Source organism: Cellulophaga algicola DSM 14237, from assembly GCF_000186265.1.
In the GTDB taxonomy this organism is placed as follows: domain Bacteria; phylum Bacteroidota; class Bacteroidia; order Flavobacteriales; family Flavobacteriaceae; genus Cellulophaga; species Cellulophaga algicola.
Genome location: NC_014934.1, coordinates 4,870,732 through 4,888,353 on the forward strand (window position 1 = coordinate 4,870,732; position 17,622 = coordinate 4,888,353).

General features: G+C 33.2%; 22 protein-coding genes. 9 read left to right on the forward strand and 13 right to left on the reverse strand.

Annotated elements, in window-relative coordinates; all coding sequences use genetic code 11:
- Positions 1-25 precede the first annotated feature (25 nt).
- The 6 genes from porD to CELAL_RS21175 all read right to left on the reverse strand — a co-directional run bounded on the left by porD (position 26) and on the right by CELAL_RS21175 (position 4,845).
- Positions 26-916, reverse strand: coding sequence for a type IX secretion system protein PorD (gene porD, locus CELAL_RS21150; protein ID WP_013552950.1), 891 nt, complete (start codon positions 914-916; stop codon positions 26-28).
- Positions 909-2,114: a bifunctional phosphopantothenoylcysteine decarboxylase/phosphopantothenate--cysteine ligase CoaBC gene (gene coaBC, locus CELAL_RS21155; RefSeq protein WP_013552951.1), complete on the reverse strand. Its 1,206-nt coding sequence runs from the start codon at positions 2,112-2,114 to the stop codon at positions 909-911. Before coaBC ends, porD begins: the two co-directional genes overlap by 8 nt.
- 1 nt (position 2,115) lies before the next feature.
- Positions 2,116-2,451 carry a DNA-directed RNA polymerase subunit omega gene (locus CELAL_RS21160; RefSeq protein WP_013552952.1) on the reverse strand — a complete coding sequence of 112 codons (336 nt, stop codon included), beginning with the start codon at positions 2,449-2,451 and terminating at the stop codon, positions 2,116-2,118.
- Between the two features lie 15 nt (positions 2,452-2,466).
- A complete protein-coding gene (locus tag CELAL_RS21165; protein WP_013552953.1) occupies positions 2,467-3,291 on the reverse strand; it encodes an outer membrane protein assembly factor BamD in 825 nt (274 codons plus the stop codon).
- Positions 3,292-3,416: 125 nt separating this feature from the next.
- Entirely contained in the window at positions 3,417-4,307 is an 891-nt protein-coding gene (dapA, locus tag CELAL_RS21170) for a 4-hydroxy-tetrahydrodipicolinate synthase (protein ID WP_013552954.1), read from the reverse strand.
- 1 nt (position 4,308) lies between these two features.
- The gene (locus CELAL_RS21175; protein WP_041557861.1) at positions 4,309-4,845 is read right to left on the reverse strand and encodes a DUF6913 domain-containing protein; all 537 of its coding nucleotides are present in this window, start codon (positions 4,843-4,845) and stop codon (positions 4,309-4,311) included.
- Between the two features lie 142 nt (positions 4,846-4,987).
- On the opposite strand from CELAL_RS21175, the gene CELAL_RS21180 reads away from it, so the two are divergent.
- From CELAL_RS21180 to CELAL_RS21195, 4 genes are all read left to right on the forward strand, one after another.
- Complete coding sequence (locus CELAL_RS21180; RefSeq protein ID WP_316928341.1) at positions 4,988-5,680, forward strand: 5'-nucleotidase; 693 nt, start codon at positions 4,988-4,990, stop codon at positions 5,678-5,680.
- A 2-nt stretch (positions 5,681-5,682) separates the two neighbouring features.
- Positions 5,683-6,591, forward strand: coding sequence for a bifunctional metallophosphatase/5'-nucleotidase (locus tag CELAL_RS21185; RefSeq protein WP_013552957.1), 909 nt, complete (start codon positions 5,683-5,685; stop codon positions 6,589-6,591).
- An 11-nt stretch (positions 6,592-6,602) separates the two neighbouring features.
- Positions 6,603-7,049 carry a GNAT family N-acetyltransferase gene (locus CELAL_RS21190; RefSeq protein ID WP_013552958.1) on the forward strand — a complete coding sequence of 149 codons (447 nt, stop codon included), beginning with the start codon at positions 6,603-6,605 and terminating at the stop codon, positions 7,047-7,049.
- Positions 7,050-7,185: 136 nt separating this feature from the next.
- Positions 7,186-7,377: a cold-shock protein gene (locus tag CELAL_RS21195; RefSeq protein ID WP_013552959.1), complete on the forward strand. Its 192-nt coding sequence runs from the start codon at positions 7,186-7,188 to the stop codon at positions 7,375-7,377.
- A gap of 56 nt (positions 7,378-7,433) precedes the next feature.
- Here the strand turns inward: CELAL_RS21195 and CELAL_RS21200 are convergent, their stop codons facing one another.
- From CELAL_RS21200 to CELAL_RS21210, 3 genes are all read right to left on the reverse strand, one after another.
- Positions 7,434-7,727 (reverse strand): hypothetical protein, encoded by a 294-nt coding sequence (locus tag CELAL_RS21200; RefSeq protein WP_013552960.1) that lies wholly within the window; start codon positions 7,725-7,727, stop codon positions 7,434-7,436.
- Positions 7,724-8,962, reverse strand: coding sequence for a cation:proton antiporter (locus tag CELAL_RS21205; RefSeq protein WP_013552961.1), 1,239 nt, complete (start codon positions 8,960-8,962; stop codon positions 7,724-7,726). Before CELAL_RS21205 ends, CELAL_RS21200 begins: the two co-directional genes overlap by 4 nt.
- A 90-nt stretch (positions 8,963-9,052) precedes the next feature.
- Positions 9,053-10,057, reverse strand: a complete 1,005-nt coding sequence (locus CELAL_RS21210) for a sugar kinase (protein ID WP_013552962.1) — start codon at positions 10,055-10,057, stop codon at positions 9,053-9,055.
- 207 nt (positions 10,058-10,264) lie between these two features.
- Between CELAL_RS21210 and CELAL_RS22250 the strand changes: the two genes are divergently transcribed.
- Entirely contained in the window at positions 10,265-10,432 is a 168-nt protein-coding gene (locus tag CELAL_RS22250) for a lmo0937 family membrane protein (protein WP_013552963.1), read from the forward strand.
- A 142-nt stretch (positions 10,433-10,574) separates the two neighbouring features.
- On the opposite strand, the gene ligA is transcribed toward CELAL_RS22250, so the two are convergent.
- The 3 genes from ligA to CELAL_RS21225 are packed head-to-tail and all read right to left on the reverse strand — an operon-like array spanning position 10,575 to position 13,940.
- Complete coding sequence (gene ligA, locus CELAL_RS21215; protein ID WP_013552964.1) at positions 10,575-12,575, reverse strand: NAD-dependent DNA ligase LigA; 2,001 nt, start codon at positions 12,573-12,575, stop codon at positions 10,575-10,577.
- An 18-nt stretch (positions 12,576-12,593) separates the two neighbouring features.
- On the reverse strand, positions 12,594-13,445 hold the full coding sequence (gene prmC / locus CELAL_RS21220) for a peptide chain release factor N(5)-glutamine methyltransferase (RefSeq protein ID WP_013552965.1): 852 nt from the start codon (positions 13,443-13,445) through the stop codon (positions 12,594-12,596).
- Between the two features lie 6 nt (positions 13,446-13,451).
- On the reverse strand, positions 13,452-13,940 hold the full coding sequence (locus CELAL_RS21225; protein WP_013552966.1) for a GNAT family N-acetyltransferase: 489 nt from the start codon (positions 13,938-13,940) through the stop codon (positions 13,452-13,454).
- A gap of 43 nt (positions 13,941-13,983) precedes the next feature.
- Here CELAL_RS21225 and ribD point away from each other — a divergent pair, with 43 nt between their 5' ends.
- From ribD to CELAL_RS21245, 4 genes are read left to right on the forward strand one after another with little or no spacing between them, the layout of a single operon-like run.
- Positions 13,984-15,039, forward strand: a complete 1,056-nt coding sequence (gene ribD, locus CELAL_RS21230; protein WP_013552967.1) for a bifunctional diaminohydroxyphosphoribosylaminopyrimidine deaminase/5-amino-6-(5-phosphoribosylamino)uracil reductase RibD — start codon at positions 13,984-13,986, stop codon at positions 15,037-15,039.
- The gene (locus tag CELAL_RS21235) at positions 15,032-15,634 is read left to right on the forward strand and encodes an HAD hydrolase-like protein (protein WP_013552968.1); all 603 of its coding nucleotides are present in this window, start codon (positions 15,032-15,034) and stop codon (positions 15,632-15,634) included. The genes ribD and CELAL_RS21235 overlap by 8 nt, the downstream gene beginning before the upstream one ends.
- Positions 15,635-16,498 carry a DMT family transporter gene (locus CELAL_RS21240; RefSeq protein ID WP_013552969.1) on the forward strand — a complete coding sequence of 288 codons (864 nt, stop codon included), beginning with the start codon at positions 15,635-15,637 and terminating at the stop codon, positions 16,496-16,498.
- Positions 16,498-17,112: an IMPACT family protein gene (locus tag CELAL_RS21245; RefSeq protein ID WP_013552970.1), complete on the forward strand. Its 615-nt coding sequence runs from the start codon at positions 16,498-16,500 to the stop codon at positions 17,110-17,112. Before CELAL_RS21240 ends, CELAL_RS21245 begins: the two co-directional genes overlap by 1 nt.
- Here CELAL_RS21245 and CELAL_RS21250 read toward each other — a convergent pair.
- Positions 17,096-17,521, reverse strand: a complete 426-nt coding sequence (locus tag CELAL_RS21250) for an acyl-CoA thioesterase (RefSeq protein ID WP_013552971.1) — start codon at positions 17,519-17,521, stop codon at positions 17,096-17,098. The genes CELAL_RS21245 and CELAL_RS21250 overlap by 17 nt on opposite strands.
- Positions 17,522-17,622 lie beyond the last annotated feature (101 nt).

Below are 17,622 nucleotides of genomic sequence, written 5' to 3' on the forward strand. Positions count from 1 at the left end.
CTCTACTACTTTTACTATTCGCTCCTTAGTAGGTTATTGAATTCCAAGTACTTGAATATAATGGAGCAATTCTAGCGAGGGTCTCTTTTAGCTGAACAATATCTACTTTAGGACCATCTGAAAAAACATTTTTAATTTCTTCTGATTTAGCATCAAAAAAAGTCTGGATTAGAAATGCATTTGGCCTGCGCTTTACTAATGTTTCTAATAAACGCATAGTTCCCGAAATAACTTGCTTTCCTGTACTATTATTATCTGCTAAAATATCTAAACCTTTTCTATGGTAGTTATACATAGCCACTCTATACTCTTTAAAAGTATTAGACAACAAATTATCTGCTAATTCAAAACGAGTACGTTCACTAGCATCTTGACTCCACCCAGCTGCACTACTTCCTTGTGCTTGTGTTACGATATTCTGTGCTTTTCTGTAAAAATCTGTTCCGCCTTCTAATTCAAAAGTATCTGCATCTATCCCTAACATAATATACACATAGTAAGCTACGACACTAACTAAATTAGAGTTATAAACATTTTCATTAAATACTAAGGGCTGAAATTCTGTGTATTCAAAATTTAATTGATTGTCCTTATAATTAAACGTAGGGCTATCGTAAGAGGTATTAAAAACAGGTCTTGAAGATTGCAACTGAATACTTGCACTGAATTTATTATTCTGGTATTCGGTTACAGTAATAAACATACGCGCATTTAAGCGTTCTATTTCTTTATAAGTCCTATTCGTCCATTTTGTTTTATTCACAAAATCGTTAAGAGAACGCTCTAGAGTTTTAAATACTTGCTGATTTGTTTGCCCTACCTGATCAGAATTCACGGTCACTACAGCATTCAATTCCTGAGCCCCACCATACATTGGAAGAAGTAAAACTATTAATACAAAAAGAAAATTACGCATGCAACCTATTCATTATTTCATTCATAATATCCTTAGCAACGTCTGCCTTGGTTTTTAGTTCAAACGCTTTAATCGTAGAATTCTTATCTATAAAAGATATTTTATTTGTTTTCTTTCCGAAACCAGCACCAGAATCATTTAAAGAGTTAAGTACAATCGCATCTAAATTCTTACGCTCTAATTTTCCTTTGGCATTTTCAATTTCATTTTCCGTTTCCAATGCAAAGCCTACTAAAAACTGATGTTTCTTTTCTTGCCCCATTGAAAACAAAATATCTTTATTTTTTACTAGGGTTATGGTTATATCTTCTGCTTTCTTTTTAATCTTTTGTTCGGCTACTGTTTTAGGCCTGTAATCTGCCACTGCTGCTGCTGCAATAGCAATATCTGCAGTTGCAAAATGCTTAAAGACCTCGGTATACATTTCTTCTGCAGATACAACACGAGTTAACTGAATTAAATCATGACTTACATTTAAATGGGAAGGGCCAGAAACTAGAATAACCTCTGCTCCTAAATTTGCGGCAGCTTTTGCAATTTCAAAACCCATAAGTCCCGAAGAGTGATTTCCTATGAAACGAACAGGATCTATTGCCTCATAAGTTGGCCCTGCCGTAATCAAGACTTTCTTTCCTTGTAGTGGCAAGCCCTTGATGATATAATTCTTTATAAAATCTACAATTGCATCAGGTTCCGCCATCCTACCTTCTCCATGCAAACCACTTGCTAATTCTCCAGAAGTAGCCGGAATCATGATATTACCATAGGAGGTTAATTTCTTAAAAGATGCTTTGGAAGAGGGATGCACATACATATCTAAATCCATCGCAGGAGCGAAAAAAACAGGACATTTTGCAGACAAATAAGCTGCTAAAAGCAAATTATCGCAAGTGCCATTAGCCATCTTAGAAAGTGTATTTGCTGTGGCTGGCGCAATAATCATATAATCTGCCCACAACCCTAATTCTACATGATTATTCCATGACAAGCTACCATCTATTTGATTAACAAAAGAAGATAATACTGGATTTTTAGATAACGTAGAAAGCGTAAGGGGAGAAACAAAAGAGCTGGCACTATCTGTCAAAATAACATTGACATTAGCACCAGCTTTTATAAGTAAACGGACTAAAAAAGTAGTTTTATAAGCGGCTATACCTCCGGTAATCCCTAAAAGGATGTTTTTTCCGCCTAACATTTTACTTTAAGTCTTTCTCTGTATTTCTGTAATAAATTTTATCATCTAACCACTCTGTAACTGCTAAAGCATGTGGCTTAGGTAATTTCTCGTAGAATTTAGAAACTTCTATTTGCTCTTTGTTTTCAAAAACTTCTTCTAAGCTATCGCTGTAAGTTGCAAATTCTTCTAATTTTTCTAATAACTCTTTTTTTATTTCAGAGTTAATCTGAACAGCTCTTTTAGAAGCTATTGAGATTGCTTCGTATATGTTTCCTGTAGGAGCATCAAATTCATTCTTATTGATAGTCACTGTAGAAACAGGAGCTTTTGAATTTTTTAAATCGTTCATGTTCATAATAAAACCTGTTTTTTATTTGGAATAATTTTGTAATTCTTTTTCAACCTTCTCCATCATGTTATTCGCATCTTTTTCAAATTGCGTTTCAGGAAAATTCTTTTTTAATGTGTTGTAAGCCGTTTTAGCTTCTTGTAAACGTTCTTTCTTTTTTTGTTCTGTACTATTCAATGCTAAATTAGATAACGCTTTCATCTTATAAAATAGTGCATCTTCCTTGTAAATTGATCCAGGAAAATCTAAAATAAAGTTATCCATGGCTGCTGCTGCAGAAATTGAGAAATCTAAAGTATAGTATTCTCCTAGCTTTGTAAACTGTTTACCAATCTCAATAGCCTTAAGCTCTTTTTTCTGAGTAAGATCTTTAGCCATTTGGTTTGCCTCTGGCATAAATTCTGATTCAGGAAAAGTATTGATAAATGTTTGAAGCTTTTGTAGTGCCTTATCCGTATCTGTTTGATCTAAAGAATAATCTGGCGATAGCATATAATAACTCTTTGCTACTAAGAAACCTGACTCCTGAGCTTTATCACTCTTAGGATACGATTTTAAAAATCGCTCAAATTGATATCCTGCTGTATTATAATCTTTAATCTGATAATAAGAATCTGCTAAGAAAAACATTACACGTTCTCCTTGAGGCTTACCTATATACTTAGGTGTAATTTGTTCTAACAACCTGTTAGCACGCTTGTAATCTTTGGCTTCATAAAACTTTTCAGCCATGTCATACTTTGCTTTAACATCATCTTTCTTTAGTACTTTTTGGTACTCACTACAAGAACTAAGGATAAGCGTTAAAACTAAGAGACTTAAAAAAGGTCGCATTTTTCTAAACATTCTGCAAAATTAGTTATTCTTAATGGATTTAAAAAACATTTTCTATTGCTAAAATAACGTGGAGTCCTCCTTTTACAAATGTTTTGGCTAACTTTTAACTTAAAATTAGAAGTATCGCGGTATTATTAAGCAGATACTTTGGTCAAAGTACTTAAAAATTTACTAATTTTTTGCTTTAATTCTTTTGTTGCTTCTACTAAAGGCAAACGAACTACTGCACTACAAATCTGCAAAGTTTCAAAAATAGATTTAATCCCTGCTGGGTTACCTTCTTCAAAGATAAGACTCATTCCTAGTTCCATTTGATGATGTAATTCATAAGCATCACCAACCTTACCTTCTAACCCTAGTCTAATCATTTTAGAAAATTCCGTTGGTAAACCTTGCCCTATGACAGAAATTACCCCTGCCCCACCGGCTAACACGGTAGGTAATGCTGTACTATCGTCTCCAGAAATTACTAAAAAACCTTCAGGCTTTCCTAGAATAATTTCATTAATTTGAGACATATCTCCACATGCTTCCTTTATCGCTACAATGGTATCAAAATCATGCGCTAAACGAAGTGTTGTTGCTGCGGTCATATTACTACCTGTTCTTCCTGGAACATTATACACTATGATTGGCTTTGGAGAGGCTTTAGCAATTGCTTTAAAATGCTGATAAATACCCTCTTGCGTTGGCCTATTATAATATGGCGAAACCGAAAGAATAGCCTCAAAATCTGACAAATCTGCAGTTTTTAATTCTTCTACAACAGCATAAGTGTTATTACCCCCAACACCTAAAACTAATGGCAATCTACCCGCATTAGTTTTAACAACCGTCTGGATTACTAATTGTTTTTCCTCCGCAGTTAGTGTAGCCGTTTCTGCAGTTGTTCCTAAAACCACCAAATAATCAACACCTCCGTTTATACAAAATTCTACCACACGTTGTAAGCCTGTTACATCGATAGAAAAATCTTCATTAAAGGGAGTAATTAACGCTACTCCTGTGCCAAACAAATTCTTCATACTATTCTATTTCCTTAAATATTTTAAGGTATTTTTTTAATTCGTTTTTAAACAATCTAAAATCTGAAATAGGTGTTTGTAATATGAGATCATTTAATTTATGATCAACAGTACCAAAACCTACACGTATTCTTGCCTTAGTTTTTAATGACATTAACTGCAATAAAAGCTGTTCCTCTGAATAATAATTAAGCAAAAGATCATATTCTCTACTAAAAAATTCTAATGCATAACCATTTTCAATCGTCCCTTTCCATCCTAAATCTTTATCAGAAAAAATAGGCGTTGAATACGGCGAATTTTTATCGTAAAAACTTTTATACCCAATAATTTTAACCGAATTAGGTCTTAGTTTAAATTCATCTACCAACTGATAAAACAAATTTACATCCTCAAACTTATCTAAATCTACTATACATCCTACAGAAGCTATCCCGTGTCCTTTTTTAGTGCACTCCAAAGGAATTGACAACAGCTGCTTCATGTACTTTCTAGCAGATTTTTGTTTTAATTTTTGTTTTAAAGCTTTTAAAAACATGTATTTTTACATTTGTACAAATGTAAATAATATTCACAGCAATTATAACACGAAGATACATACTAAAATGATTTTAAAAATTAAACAAATTGTTATAATCACAACAATTACTTGTTTTTTTTCCTGTAAACAAGAAAAACCAGTGTTAACTCAAATTTCAGGCAAACAAATACAAATCTCAGATACTATTAAAATTACAGATAGTATTGAACAGTTTGTAGCTCCATATAGAGATCGTATTAATGAAGTTTTAGACAGCACCTTAGCATATGCTCCGAAAACAATTGCTAAAAATGATGGTGCTTTAAATACTACCGCTGGAAATTTAATGGCAGATGCTGTTTTAGAGCTAGCAGGACCAATTTTCAAAACTAGAACAGGAAGCACTTTAGATTTTGTTTTATTAAATCATGGTGGAATTAGAAGTATTATTTCAGCAGGGAATGTTTCTGCTAGAACAGCGTATGAAATTATGCCTTTTGAAAATACGATTGTTGTTGTAGGCTTAAAAGGTGATGCGGTTCTTGAAATGGTTAACTATCTAATCAATTCTAAAAAACCACACCCTATTGCAGGCTTACAAATTATATTAAATAAAGATGACAGCATCAATGTTATCAAAATTCAAGGCCTACCTTTTGATGAAAGTAAAACCTATTACGTTGCAACCTCTGATTATTTGGTAAATGGTGGAGATCGTATGGATTTCTTCAAAAAGAACGTAACGTTCACAGAAACAGATTACAGAATAAGAAATTTAATGATTGATTATTTCTCCAAAAAAGATACTATAGCGCCAATCATCGATGACAGATTTATAAAATTAGACTACTAAATATGGATAGAAGAAAATTTATTACCAACACTTCAGCAACCTCTGCATTTATAGGACTTGGCGGTTTGTCTTTAAATTCCTGTACTTCAGATATAAAAAAGAAGATCACAATCTTACATACGAATGATGTGCATAGTCATATTGATGCTTTCCCTAGTAGTCATTCAGAATTTCCTGGTCTTGGTGGTTTAGCACGAAGAGCAACTTTAGTCCATAACATCCGGAAGGAAAACCCAAATACATTGCTTTTTGATGCAGGCGATATTTTTCAAGGCACACCTTATTTTAATTTTTATGGTGGCGAGCTAGAGTTTAAACTAATGAGCATGCTTAAGTATGATGCTGCTACCATAGGAAATCATGATTTTGATAATGGTTTAGAAGGGTTATTTGCACAATTGCCACATGCAAATTTTAAATTACTTAGTGCTAATTATGATTTTACGAATACCATCATGCAAGGCGCTACAAAACCTTATGACATCTATACTATTGATGGCATCAAAATAGGTGTTTATGGTTTAGGTATAGAATTAGCAGGGTTAGTCACAAAAAAACTTTTTAAAGAAACTAGTTATTTAAATCCGTTTGAAATAGCTCTAGACACAGAAAGAATTCTTAAAGAAGAAGAAGGTTGTGATATTATTATTTGTTTATCACACTTAGGGTATCAATACGATACAGATAAACCAGATGACCTCAAATTAGCTGCAATTACAAAATATACAAATCTTATTATTGGCGGACACACCCATACATTTTTAGAAAAACCAACGGTGGTAAAAAATAGTTTACAAAATGATATACTAGTAAACCAAGTAGGCTGCTTTGGAATTAATTTAGGTAGAATTGATTTCTATTTAGATCGCGAAAAAAATATGGCTGCTGACGGTATCAGTATTGCCGTTTAATAATCTATTCCATGATTTTTTCTAGAACGGACGCAACGAATAAAGATTTCATTGCTTTAACCAAAGAATTAGATGCTTATCTAAAAACTACAGATGGCGATGAACATGATTTTTACCATCAATTTAACGGAATAGAAAGTTTAAACACCGTCATAATTGCTTATCATAATGAAATCCCTATTGGTTGTGGAGCGATAAAACATTATAATGATTCTACACTAGAAATAAAGAGAATGTATGTAACCCCCAACTTTAGAGGAAAAGGAGTGGCTTCTAAAATTTTAAAGGAACTAGAACAATGGTCTAGAGATTTAAAATACACAACTTGCATTTTAGAAACAGGAACCAGACAGCTAGAAGCGATAGCACTATACCATAAAAACTTTTACAAACAAATATCTAATTACGGTCCTTATAATGAAGCTGAAAATAGTCTTTGTTTTAAAAAAACAATATAACTTATTATACTTCGTAAATTAGTTATAGCTATAAAAAATCTTATTTTCCCACAAAAAAATCGCTATAAATGGTAGTTTTTTAAATATTTGGCATCATCTTTGCCTTACTATAAGTATTAATAATTAATTTTTAAACATGAGTAAAGGAACAGTAAAATTCTTCAATGACACTAAAGGTTTTGGTTTTATCACTGAAGATGGTGTAGACAGAGATCACTTTGTACACATCTCTGGATTAATTGACGAAATTCGTGAAGGCGATGTTGTTGAGTTTGATCTAGAAGAAGGTAAAAAAGGTTTAAATGCGGTAAACGTAAAAGTACTATAATATATACTTTCTAGAATTTACAAAGTCCCATTCATTAATTTGAATGGGACTTTTTTTTATAGTGTACTTTCTACTATTTCTTGTAACTCATCTTCTAAACTAATTATCGGATACGTTTTCCCTGCTTGTCTGTACCAGAATCCTGCATTAAATTCATCTCCTTCTTTTCTATGCAAATAGGCATGAATCCAATTTCCTAATGGTGTATGTAAATCTTGAGCAATTGCATGAGATTTCTGCCAATCATCTTTTGCAACATACCACAATGCCTGTAACCCTTCTGGCCAACTGTGATCTGGTTTACTTTCTTCTAAAGCATATTGAAAATCTGTGTAATTATTTGGTATCATTTTGCTAATTTTTTTACTAGTTTACCTACCGTTAATCCCTGAACAACAATGGAGAATACAACAACAACATATGTAATTACTAAAAATAAATCTCTATTCATATCTTCAGAAAGCCCTAGTGCTAAAGCAATAGAGATGCCACCGCGTAAACCTCCCCAAGTCATAATAACATTTGTATTCGGAACAAAATCTAGTTTCTTTTCAAAGATCCGGATAGGTAATACTAAGGAAATATAACGACATAACAATATAATTGGTATTGCAAACAAGCCGGCTATGATATAATTTATATTGAATGTAAGGACCAACATTTCCATTCCTATTAACACAAATAACAACGTATTCAAAAGAATATCAATCAATTCCCAAAATTTATCTACATATGTTTCTGTGGTTTCAGACATTGAACTGTCACGCAACGTATCATTACCCACTACTAAACCAGCTGTAACCATTGCTAACGGTGCCGATAAATGTAATTTTTGCGCTATAACAGTACCTACCATTACTGTAGCTAAAGTAATAATAACTTCAATATCATAATCATCTATAGATTTCATCAATCTATAGGTAACCCAACCCAGTAACAAACCTAAAATAATTCCTCCTATTACTTCTACTCCAAATAATTCTACAACATCTAAAGCTGTTATTGTTTCGGTAGACGGACTCGCAAATTGATATATTGTCAAAAACACAACAACCCCTACCCCATCATTAAATAGCGATTCTCCAACAATTTTTGTTTCTAATTTTTTTGGAACTCCCGCTTTTTTTAAAATTCCGAGTACAGCTATAGGATCTGTAGGAGATATTAAAGCCCCAAATAACAAACAGTGAATATACTTCACCTCTAAACCAAAAATTTGCAACAGATAGAACACCGCCGTTCCTACCAAAAATGTAGAGACGAGGACTCCCAATGTAGAAAATAGCAATATTGGCCCTCGTTGAACTTTTAACTGTTCAAAATTAGTATGTAAAGCCCCTGCAAAGAGCAAAAAACTCAACATAACATCCAATAAAATAGATTTAAAATCAATTTGAGTTATGATGTACTTTTCAGCATTTAGCAATGTATCATCAAAATAACTCAAGGCAAATACTCCCAATGTAAAAACAATGGTAATCAACATTAACCCAATGGTATTGGGTAGCTTAAAAAAACGAACATTTATATAGCCAAATAAGGCCGAAAGAAATACCAGAATGGCAATGATCACAAAATAATCCATAAATCTGTTTGGTTAGGTGTTTTGCAAAAATGCGATAAAACAAGATGGTATAATAATACAATGACTAAAAATTATCCCTCAAGAATACACTTATCTATTAAATCTTCCTGTAGTATTCCCTTCAAGAATACCCATTACTTCTTTAACTGTTGCAAAATTAACATCACCTTCATAGGTATGTTTTAAAGCACAAGCTGCACTAGCAAATTGCATTGCTTTATAATCGTCAAACTCTTGCAGTCCATAAATTAATCCAGCAGCAAAAGCATCTCCAGTACCAATTCTATCTACAATATGAGTAATATCTAAGTCTTCTGTTTCCCTAAACTCCTTACCATTCCACATTCTAGCTCTTATTTTATGCCAAGAAGAATTCAAAGAAGTTCTTATTTTATCAAACACTTTTTCGATAGAAGGAAAACGCTCCATTAATTGTTTACTCGCAGCAATAAAATCATCATTAGAATAACTATATGTTGTTTCTAATACTTCATTAATTTCATTTATACCACCAATAAAAATGGTGGAGTACTCTAACAACTCCGAAAGCACTTCTTTAGCATCCCTACCATATTTCCAGAGTCCACTTCTATAGGTTGGATCTGCCGTAATAGTAATTCCTTTTTTTCTTGCTAAAATTAAACCATCACGCAGGGTTTCATATCCACCTTGACATAATGCTGGCGTAATTCCTGTCCAATGAAACCAAGATGCTTTTTTTAAGGAAGATTCCCAATCTACCATAGAAGGCTGTATCTCGGAAAAAGAAGAATGCGATCTATTGTACGATATTGAACTAGGCCGCATTACCGCCCCTACTTCTAAAAAGTAAACTCCCAATGGCCTATTAGAACGAACAATAGAAGATGTATTTACATCAAACTTATTCAAATAAGAAATGGCTGTATCTCCGATAAAATCATTAGAAATACAACTGATATGTTTTACTTTTCCCCCAAAATTTGAGATGGAAATACCCACATTAATCTCTGTACCTCCAAAATAAAATTCTAAAGTATTTGATTGTATAAACTTCTTATTTCCTTCTGGCGATAAACGCATTAATACTTCTCCGAAAGTTATTGTTTGATTCATTACGAAAACGTTTGATGAATTGCGAAATTAAATAAGAATTATGCCTTTTTAATATAAAAGGTGAATTAATAACAAATGTTCTTACAATTGACGAGTAGCAACACATCAATTAAAAACGAAATGAATAGCGTTACTCATTTAGTTTATCCAGTTACGCTGTTAGAAATAAGAAAGATGCCTTGCACCATAACTTAAAAACAACACCTTATGAGAAGTCTTCTTTGGTTAGTAGTCGTTATTTGTATTGTTTCAAGGCCTTTAGAAATGTTAGGAGTCGTACCCGGAATTGGACCAAATTATTTAGCACCTATTCTGATGGTAATCGCAGTTGTAGTAATCCTTTACAATATAACCACAGGAAGAAAGCCAATATAAAAAATATATTGAAAATGATGTGTATTCCTAAATAGCCCCTACAGCTTATTAAAGGATTAAAATTAATTAGTTAAAGCTGAACAATGATATCATTGTTCAGCTTTTTGGATTTATACTGTTTTCTTTTAAGTTTATCTTAGTTTCATGATGCTAGCAATGCTAAAAACTCATCTTCACTAATAATAGCAACTCCCAAACTTTCTGCTTTTGTTCGTTTACTAGGCCCCATTTTATCTCCAGCTACTAAAAATGTAGTTTTGGAAGATACTGATGAGCCTACTTTCCCGCCATTATCTTCAATTAATTTTTTGAGCTCATCACGACTCACTTTCTCAAACACACCTGATACAACAAAGATTTGCCCTTTTAATTCTTCGGTCTGGTTTTCTAATTTATCTGCGGATAACTCAAACTGAACACCATAACTTTTTAAACGCTCAATAGTTTCTTGATTGGTTTCATTTTGAAAAAATTCAACCACGCTATTGGCTATACGCTCTCCGATCTCATCAACCTTTACCAATTCTTCTACTGAGGCAACTTTCAAAGCATCTATATTCTTATAGGCTTTAGCCAATTTTTTAGCTACGGTCTCTCCAACGAACCGGATTCCTAAAGCAAAAAGCACTCGTTCAAAAGGTATAGAAACTGACGCTTTTACTCCATTCACCAAATTTTCAGCAGATTTTCCAGCCATACGCTCTAAAGGCATTACTTGCTCTTTAGTTAAGGTATATAAATCAGCGTAATTTTTAATCAATTGCTCTTTATACAAAAGCGCTACTGTTTCACCACCTAAACCTTCAATATCCATGGCTTTACGTGAAATATAATGCTGAATTCTTCCTGTAATTTGTGGAGGACACCCATAGAAATTAGGACAAAAATGTTTAGCATCTCCTTCCGCACGCTCTAACTCCGCATTACACTCAGGACAATGATCTATATATTTTGTGGGTACAGAATTACTTGGACGTTGTGCAAAATCTACTCCCACAATTTTTGGAATAATTTCTCCTCCTTTTTCAACAAAAACCGTATCTCCTTCGCGAATATCAAATTTCGCTATTTGATCTGCATTGTGCAGGGAAGCTCTTTTTACCGTAGTTCCTGCTAATAGTACAGGTACTAAATTAGCGACGGGAGTAATAGCTCCTGTTCTCCCTACTTGATACGTAATCTCATTTAAAAGCGTAGCAACCTGCTCTGCTTTAAATTTATATGCCATTGCCCAACGTGGCGATTTAGACGTGTACCCCAATTCTTCTTGGTACTGCAAGCTATTCACTTTAATAACCACACCATCTGTTTCGTATGGCAGTTCATGTCTATGAATATCCCAATATTCTACGAAAGCCATCACTTCATCGGTTGACTTGCAAAGTTGGGCTACCGTTGGCACTTTAAAACCCCAAACCCTCGCTTTTTCTAGCATTTGAAACTGCGATTCAATTCCTGTTTTCTCTCCTACAATACCATACAACAAGCATTCTAATGGTCGTTGTGCCACCAAAGCGCTATCTTGAAGCTTTAAGCTTCCCGATGCAGTATTCCTAGGATTCATATACGGGTCTTCCCCATTTTCTATACGTTCTGCATTCATTTTCGCAAAACCTTCAAAAGGTAAAACAATCTCTCCACGAATATCAAATTTGGGAGGATAATCACCTTTCAATTGTAATGGGATAGATTTAATTGTTTTTATATTATTAGTAACATCATCTCCTTGAAAACCATCGCCACGCGTAAGCGCACGCACCAACTGTCCGTTTTCATAGGTGATGCTTATAGAGGCACCATCATACTTAAGCTCACAAGTAAATGCTACAGGTACATCTCCTAAATTACGCTGAATTCGCTTTTCCCATTCTTCTAGATCTTCTTTAGAATAACTATTGTCTAAGGAATACATGCGACTGTCATGCACTATAGTTTTAAAATTTTTAGTAACCATACCGCCAACACGTAAACTAGGTGAGGTTGCATCATAAAACTCAGGATGTTTTTCTTCTAGATCTTGCAATTCTTTCAATTGCATGTCAAAATCATAATCAGATATCGTTGGAGTATCTAATACGTAATAATTGTAATTATGTTCTCGAAGTCCTATTCTTAGTGCTTCTATTTTTTGTTTACTCTCCATTTAAAACGATGGGTTATTTTATTTTTTTATTCCTTTCAACATTCGGTCATTACCAAACACATCTTGTCGCAGTTCAATATCAGAAAAATTATGTTCTCCTAAAAGAAGTTCGGTTTCTTTTCCTAAATATTGGTTAATTTCAAAATATAACTTACCTTTTTTTACCAAATTATGAGCCGCAAAATCAGTTATTTTTTTGTAAAATAATAAAGGGTTATTGTCTGCCACAAACAAAGCCAACCCTGGTTCATACTTTAATACATTAGCATTCATGGCCGCCTTTTCTAATTCACGCACGTAAGGCGGATTAGACACTATAATATCAAATTCTTCCTGCAAGGTTTCTATATCTAAAATACTTTCTTGGATAAAGTCGATAGCAACCTTATTTAACCTTGCATTCTGCTTTGCTACTGCAATAGCTTTTCCTGAAACATCTAAGGTATATACTTTCGAGTTTGGTAAATGTTTAGCCAGCGAGATAGGGATACATCCACTTCCAGTGCCTATGTCTAATATTTTTAATTTAGAGTGATGATCTTCAATATCGCCTAAAATCCAACGAACCAATTCTTCCGTCTCAGGTCTTGGTATCAACACATGTTCATTAACTATAAATTCCAAATCCATAAATTCCGTTTTACCAATAATATATTGAACAGGAACATGAAGTTTTAATTTACTCAAAGCTTCAAACAAAGGAGATTCATCTTCTTTAGCAACAATTAAATTAGGCTCCATTGCTAATACGAAGCGTTGTAACCCTAAATAATGTTCTATAAGCATATAAAAAAAACTATTTACTTCTTCTTTTTGATATGAAGCATCTAGCTCTTGGTGAAATATATTTTTAATTTCTTTTAAAAGCATACCCTCTTATTTTAAATCCTTCAACATCCAAACGGGACAAGAGAAATGACCTGTATTTCCCATAGGAGCTTCTAAATATTCAAAACCAGATTTCTTATATAATTTCTGAGCCGCTTCCATATAAGGCATCGTTTCTAAATACATTTTATCAAAACCATATTCTTTTGCTTTCTCTATGCAAGCATTTATCATTTGCGCCCCTACTCCTTTTCCTCTCGCTGCTTCTAAAAAATACATTTTCTGAAGCTCACATACATTGCCTTCATAATTTTCTAATTGTGCAATGCCACAACACCCAATAACTTCATGGTTTTCTTCTACCACAAAATAAGTTGCTTTAGGAACATTATAATTCTCAAACATATGATCTAGTGCTTTATCGGCATATGCCGTACCTACTTTTGGCACTCCTAAATCTACCAATACTTTACGAACAACTTTTGCTACGTCTGCATTATCTTTTTGTTGAATTTCCCGAATTGTAATACTTCCCATAATTTCCTAAAACGATATCTATATAATATCCTATTTTTGCGACGTGAAGATACATGAATTTTATATTTTACGTTGCATACAAATTGCTCAAAACGGTTTAGGAACTACAGCTCCCAACCCAATGGTTGGTGCTGTTATCGTGCATGAAAATAAAATTATAGGGGAAGGTTACACAAGTCCATATGGCGGCCCACATGCTGAAGTAAACGCTATTAATGCAGTTGCAGACAAAAACTTGCTTGTAAACGCAACAATATATGTAACCCTTGAACCCTGTTCTCACCATGGTAAAACGCCTCCTTGTGCAGATTTGATTATTAAACACAAAATTAAAAATGTTGTCGTGGGACTTTTAGATCCGCATGAAAAAGTAGCAGGTCAGGGTATTCAAAAACTAAAAGATGCTGGATGTACTGTTACTGTTGGTGTTTTAGAAAACGAATGCAGAGAACACCACAAACGTTTTTTAACTTTTCAAGAAAAAAATAGACCTTATATTATTTTAAAATGGGCAGAAACAGCAGATGGTTTTATTGCTCCAGAATTAGCCCTAAGAACTAAAGAAAAACAACCTTTTTGGATTACCAATACGTACTCTAGACAACTTGTACATCAATGGCGAGCAGAAGAACAAGCCATTTTAGTAGGTACCCATACTGTACTAGCAGATAATCCGAAATTAGATGTACGCAGTTGGACAGGCAAGAACCCAACACGGATTATTTTAGATCGGAATTTAAAAATTAATACTACTTTTCATGTAGTAGATAAAAGTATAAAAACCATTATTTTTACTGAGATTTTAGAGGAGTCACGGTACCAAAGTGAGGTAATTTATATTCCGATAGATTTCAAAAAAAATATAGCTTCTCAAATCTGTACAGCACTTTACCTTCAAAATATACAAAGTGTTATTATAGAAGGTGGCTTGCAAACCCTACAAACTTTCATTGCAGAAAACTTATGGGATGAAGCCCGCATATTTAAAGGGAATTCTTTATTTAAACGCGGTGTAAAAGCGCCTATAATAGCTACTAGAACTTTGAAAGAAACTAGAAACATAGAAAAAGACATTTTAAACCTATATTACAATGATTAAGAATATAATTTTTGATTTTGGAGATATTTTCATCAACCTAGATAAACCCGCAGTTTTTAAAGCCCTAACTAAAGTTGGTTACACTGAAATTACACCGGAATTAGATGAAATTTTTAAAACCTACGAAATGGGTTTACTAACTTCTGATGATTTTATATTAAAACTTAAAAAGATTTTCCCAAGTGCTACTTCGAAAGAAATTAAAGACGCATGGAATAGTATCCTTTTAGATTTCCCTGAAAACCGATTACTATTTCTAGAGCTATTGGCTTCCGAAAAGAAATATCGGTTATTTTTATTGAGTAACACCAATGAAATTCATATTGATCACGCCATAGAATATATGGGGGCAGATCGGTTTAATAGATTTAAAGCCTGTTTTGAAAAATTTTACTTGTCTCACGAAATAAATTTAAGAAAACCTAACAAAGATATTTACGAATTTGTTTTATCAGAAAACAATCTTATTGCTGAAGAAACTTTTTTTGTGGATGACACTAAAGAAAACACAGACACTTCGTCTGCATTAGGAATTAAAAGTTGGAATTTAATAGTAGGTAAAGAAGATATTACGCAATTAAAGAGCAAATTGTAGATGATCGATTTAATATTATGCATCCTCTTTTCTAGTTCACTCTTTGTGATCTTTAAACTTTATAATACGTATAAAGTCCAAACCCTTTTTGCAATAATCACCAACTATTTTGTTGCAGCTATTTTTTCAATTTTCTTTTACGAAGAGTCTATAGATTTTTCAACACTACCCAGTAAAGCCTGGTTTTTGCCCACTATAAGCCTTGGTTTTTTATTTATATTAGTTTTCTATATTACCGCAAAAACATCACAACAAATTGGTGTTTCTGTAGCCTCTGTATCTTCTAAAATGTCATTAGTTATTCCTGTACTTGCAGGTGTAATCTTGTATAAAGAAGAACTAGGAACACTTAAAATAGTCGGAATAATTCTAGCACTCATTGCTGTATATTTTGCCTCTTTAAAAGACCGCACAATTACTGTAAAGACAGGAACGCTAGTACTACCTTTGCTTTTATTTCTGGGATCTGGATTCGTAGATACCAGTATTAAATACATACAAACCACCTACGTATCTAAACAAGAATTTCCTTTTTTTTGCACTGTAGTGTTTACATCTGCTGGAATTTTTGGGGTCCTCTTCATTTTAATAAGGTCATTTAAAGTACCTTTAAAAATAAATTATCGAAATATTTTAGGCGGAATAGTTCTTGGAATTTTCAATTATTTAACCTTACATTTTTTATTACGGGCTTTACAAAACGACTTTTCTGATAGCTCTTCTATTTTTACCATTAATAATGTGGCAACCGTATTGTTTTCTACCCTTTTAGGTATTCTACTCTTTAAGGAAAAATTAATTCCCAAAAATTGGATTGGAATTGGATTAGCCGTAATTAGCATTATAATAGTAGCTTTGTTCTAATGAAATTAGCCTCAGACACCTATAAAACACTTTCGAAACCATCAGAAGAAATTTTGTTTAAAGAGAAAAAAAGCAAATTTTTCGGCTATGCATTCCCCATACAATCAGAAGACGAGGTAAAACCGCTATTAGAAGAGATAAAGAAAAAGCACCACACCGCAGGTCATGTTTGTTATGCATGGCAATTAGGTATTAAGACCCTAAATTACAGAGCAAATGATGACGGCGAACCCAACAACTCTGCTGGCATGCCTATTTATGGCCAAATACAGTCTTTTGAAGTCACGAATGTCCTTGTGGCAGTCGCTCGTATATTTGGAGGAACAAAACTAGGTGTAGGCGGCTTAATAAGCGCCTATAGAACTGGAGCCCAAATGGCTTTGGAATCTTCAACAATTATTAAAAAAATTATTCAAGTAGAATTTGAGTTATTTTTTGAATATGCCGATATAGATAAAGTGATGCGAATTATAAAACAAGAACAATTATCCATAGTCTCTCAGAAAATGGAATTGGATTGTACTATCGTTATTTCTGTTCGTAAAAATGATGAAGAAAAAATAAACGGCATCTTTTCTGAACTGCACACTATTAAAATTAAATTGATTTCTTAACAGAATCTTGATACTCAGAAATTTTCCGTATTAAATCTTCAGGACATCGAATTGGTTTATTTTTTTTGGTGTCTATAAAAGCTAAAACGGTATGCGCATCGACCAACAACTCGTTTTTCTCGTTGAAAATCATATAGTCAAATTCGATCTTAACACCAGGTAACTTTTTTAAGTTCGTCACCACTGTTATTAGATCATCATACAATGCAGATTTCTTAAAATTAACACTTAAAGAAATAACTGGTAAGATTATACCACTTTCCTCTAATGCTTTGTAAGAAATTCCTAACCCACGTAACCACTCTACTCGTCCCATCTCTAGATATTGCGCATAGTTGCCGTGATATACGACTCCCATTTGATCTGTTTCACCATATCTTACTCTAAAAGAAATTTTGTTAATATCCATTATTTTAAAACTAAAAATTATATATTTAAAGGCTGTACTTTTTTGAAGTGGCAACATGGTAAAAAAAAACCGAAAATTCAATACTAATGAATTTTTTTTTT

Coding starts and splice junctions, on each gene's coding strand:
- porD (WP_013552950.1), bottom strand. CDS start 916: ATGCGTAATTTTCTTTTTGTATTAATAGTTTTACTTCTTCCAATGTAT.
- coaBC (WP_013552951.1), bottom strand. CDS start 2,114: ATGTTAGGCGGAAAAAACATCCTTTTAGGGATTACCGGAGGTATAGCC.
- CELAL_RS21160 (WP_013552952.1), bottom strand. CDS start 2,451: ATGAACATGAACGATTTAAAAAATTCAAAAGCTCCTGTTTCTACAGTG.
- CELAL_RS21165 (WP_013552953.1), bottom strand. CDS start 3,291: ATGTTTAGAAAAATGCGACCTTTTTTAAGTCTCTTAGTTTTAACGCTT.
- dapA (WP_013552954.1), bottom strand. CDS start 4,307: ATGAAGAATTTGTTTGGCACAGGAGTAGCGTTAATTACTCCCTTTAAT.
- CELAL_RS21175 (WP_041557861.1), bottom strand. CDS start 4,845: ATGTTTTTAAAAGCTTTAAAACAAAAATTAAAACAAAAATCTGCTAGA.
- CELAL_RS21185 (WP_013552957.1), top strand. CDS start 5,683: ATGGATAGAAGAAAATTTATTACCAACACTTCAGCAACCTCTGCATTT.
- CELAL_RS21190 (WP_013552958.1), top strand. CDS start 6,603: ATGATTTTTTCTAGAACGGACGCAACGAATAAAGATTTCATTGCTTTA.
- CELAL_RS21195 (WP_013552959.1), top strand. CDS start 7,186: ATGAGTAAAGGAACAGTAAAATTCTTCAATGACACTAAAGGTTTTGGT.
- CELAL_RS21200 (WP_013552960.1), bottom strand. CDS start 7,727: ATGATACCAAATAATTACACAGATTTTCAATATGCTTTAGAAGAAAGT.
- CELAL_RS21205 (WP_013552961.1), bottom strand. CDS start 8,962: ATGGATTATTTTGTGATCATTGCCATTCTGGTATTTCTTTCGGCCTTA.
- CELAL_RS21210 (WP_013552962.1), bottom strand. CDS start 10,057: ATGAATCAAACAATAACTTTCGGAGAAGTATTAATGCGTTTATCGCCA.
- CELAL_RS22250 (WP_013552963.1), top strand. CDS start 10,265: ATGAGAAGTCTTCTTTGGTTAGTAGTCGTTATTTGTATTGTTTCAAGG.
- ligA (WP_013552964.1), bottom strand. CDS start 12,575: ATGGAGAGTAAACAAAAAATAGAAGCACTAAGAATAGGACTTCGAGAA.
- prmC (WP_013552965.1), bottom strand. CDS start 13,445: ATGCTTTTAAAAGAAATTAAAAATATATTTCACCAAGAGCTAGATGCT.
- CELAL_RS21225 (WP_013552966.1), bottom strand. CDS start 13,940: ATGGGAAGTATTACAATTCGGGAAATTCAACAAAAAGATAATGCAGAC.
- CELAL_RS21235 (WP_013552968.1), top strand. CDS start 15,032: ATGATTAAGAATATAATTTTTGATTTTGGAGATATTTTCATCAACCTA.
- CELAL_RS21240 (WP_013552969.1), top strand. CDS start 15,635: ATGATCGATTTAATATTATGCATCCTCTTTTCTAGTTCACTCTTTGTG.
- CELAL_RS21245 (WP_013552970.1), top strand. CDS start 16,498: ATGAAATTAGCCTCAGACACCTATAAAACACTTTCGAAACCATCAGAA.
- CELAL_RS21250 (WP_013552971.1), bottom strand. CDS start 17,521: ATGGATATTAACAAAATTTCTTTTAGAGTAAGATATGGTGAAACAGAT.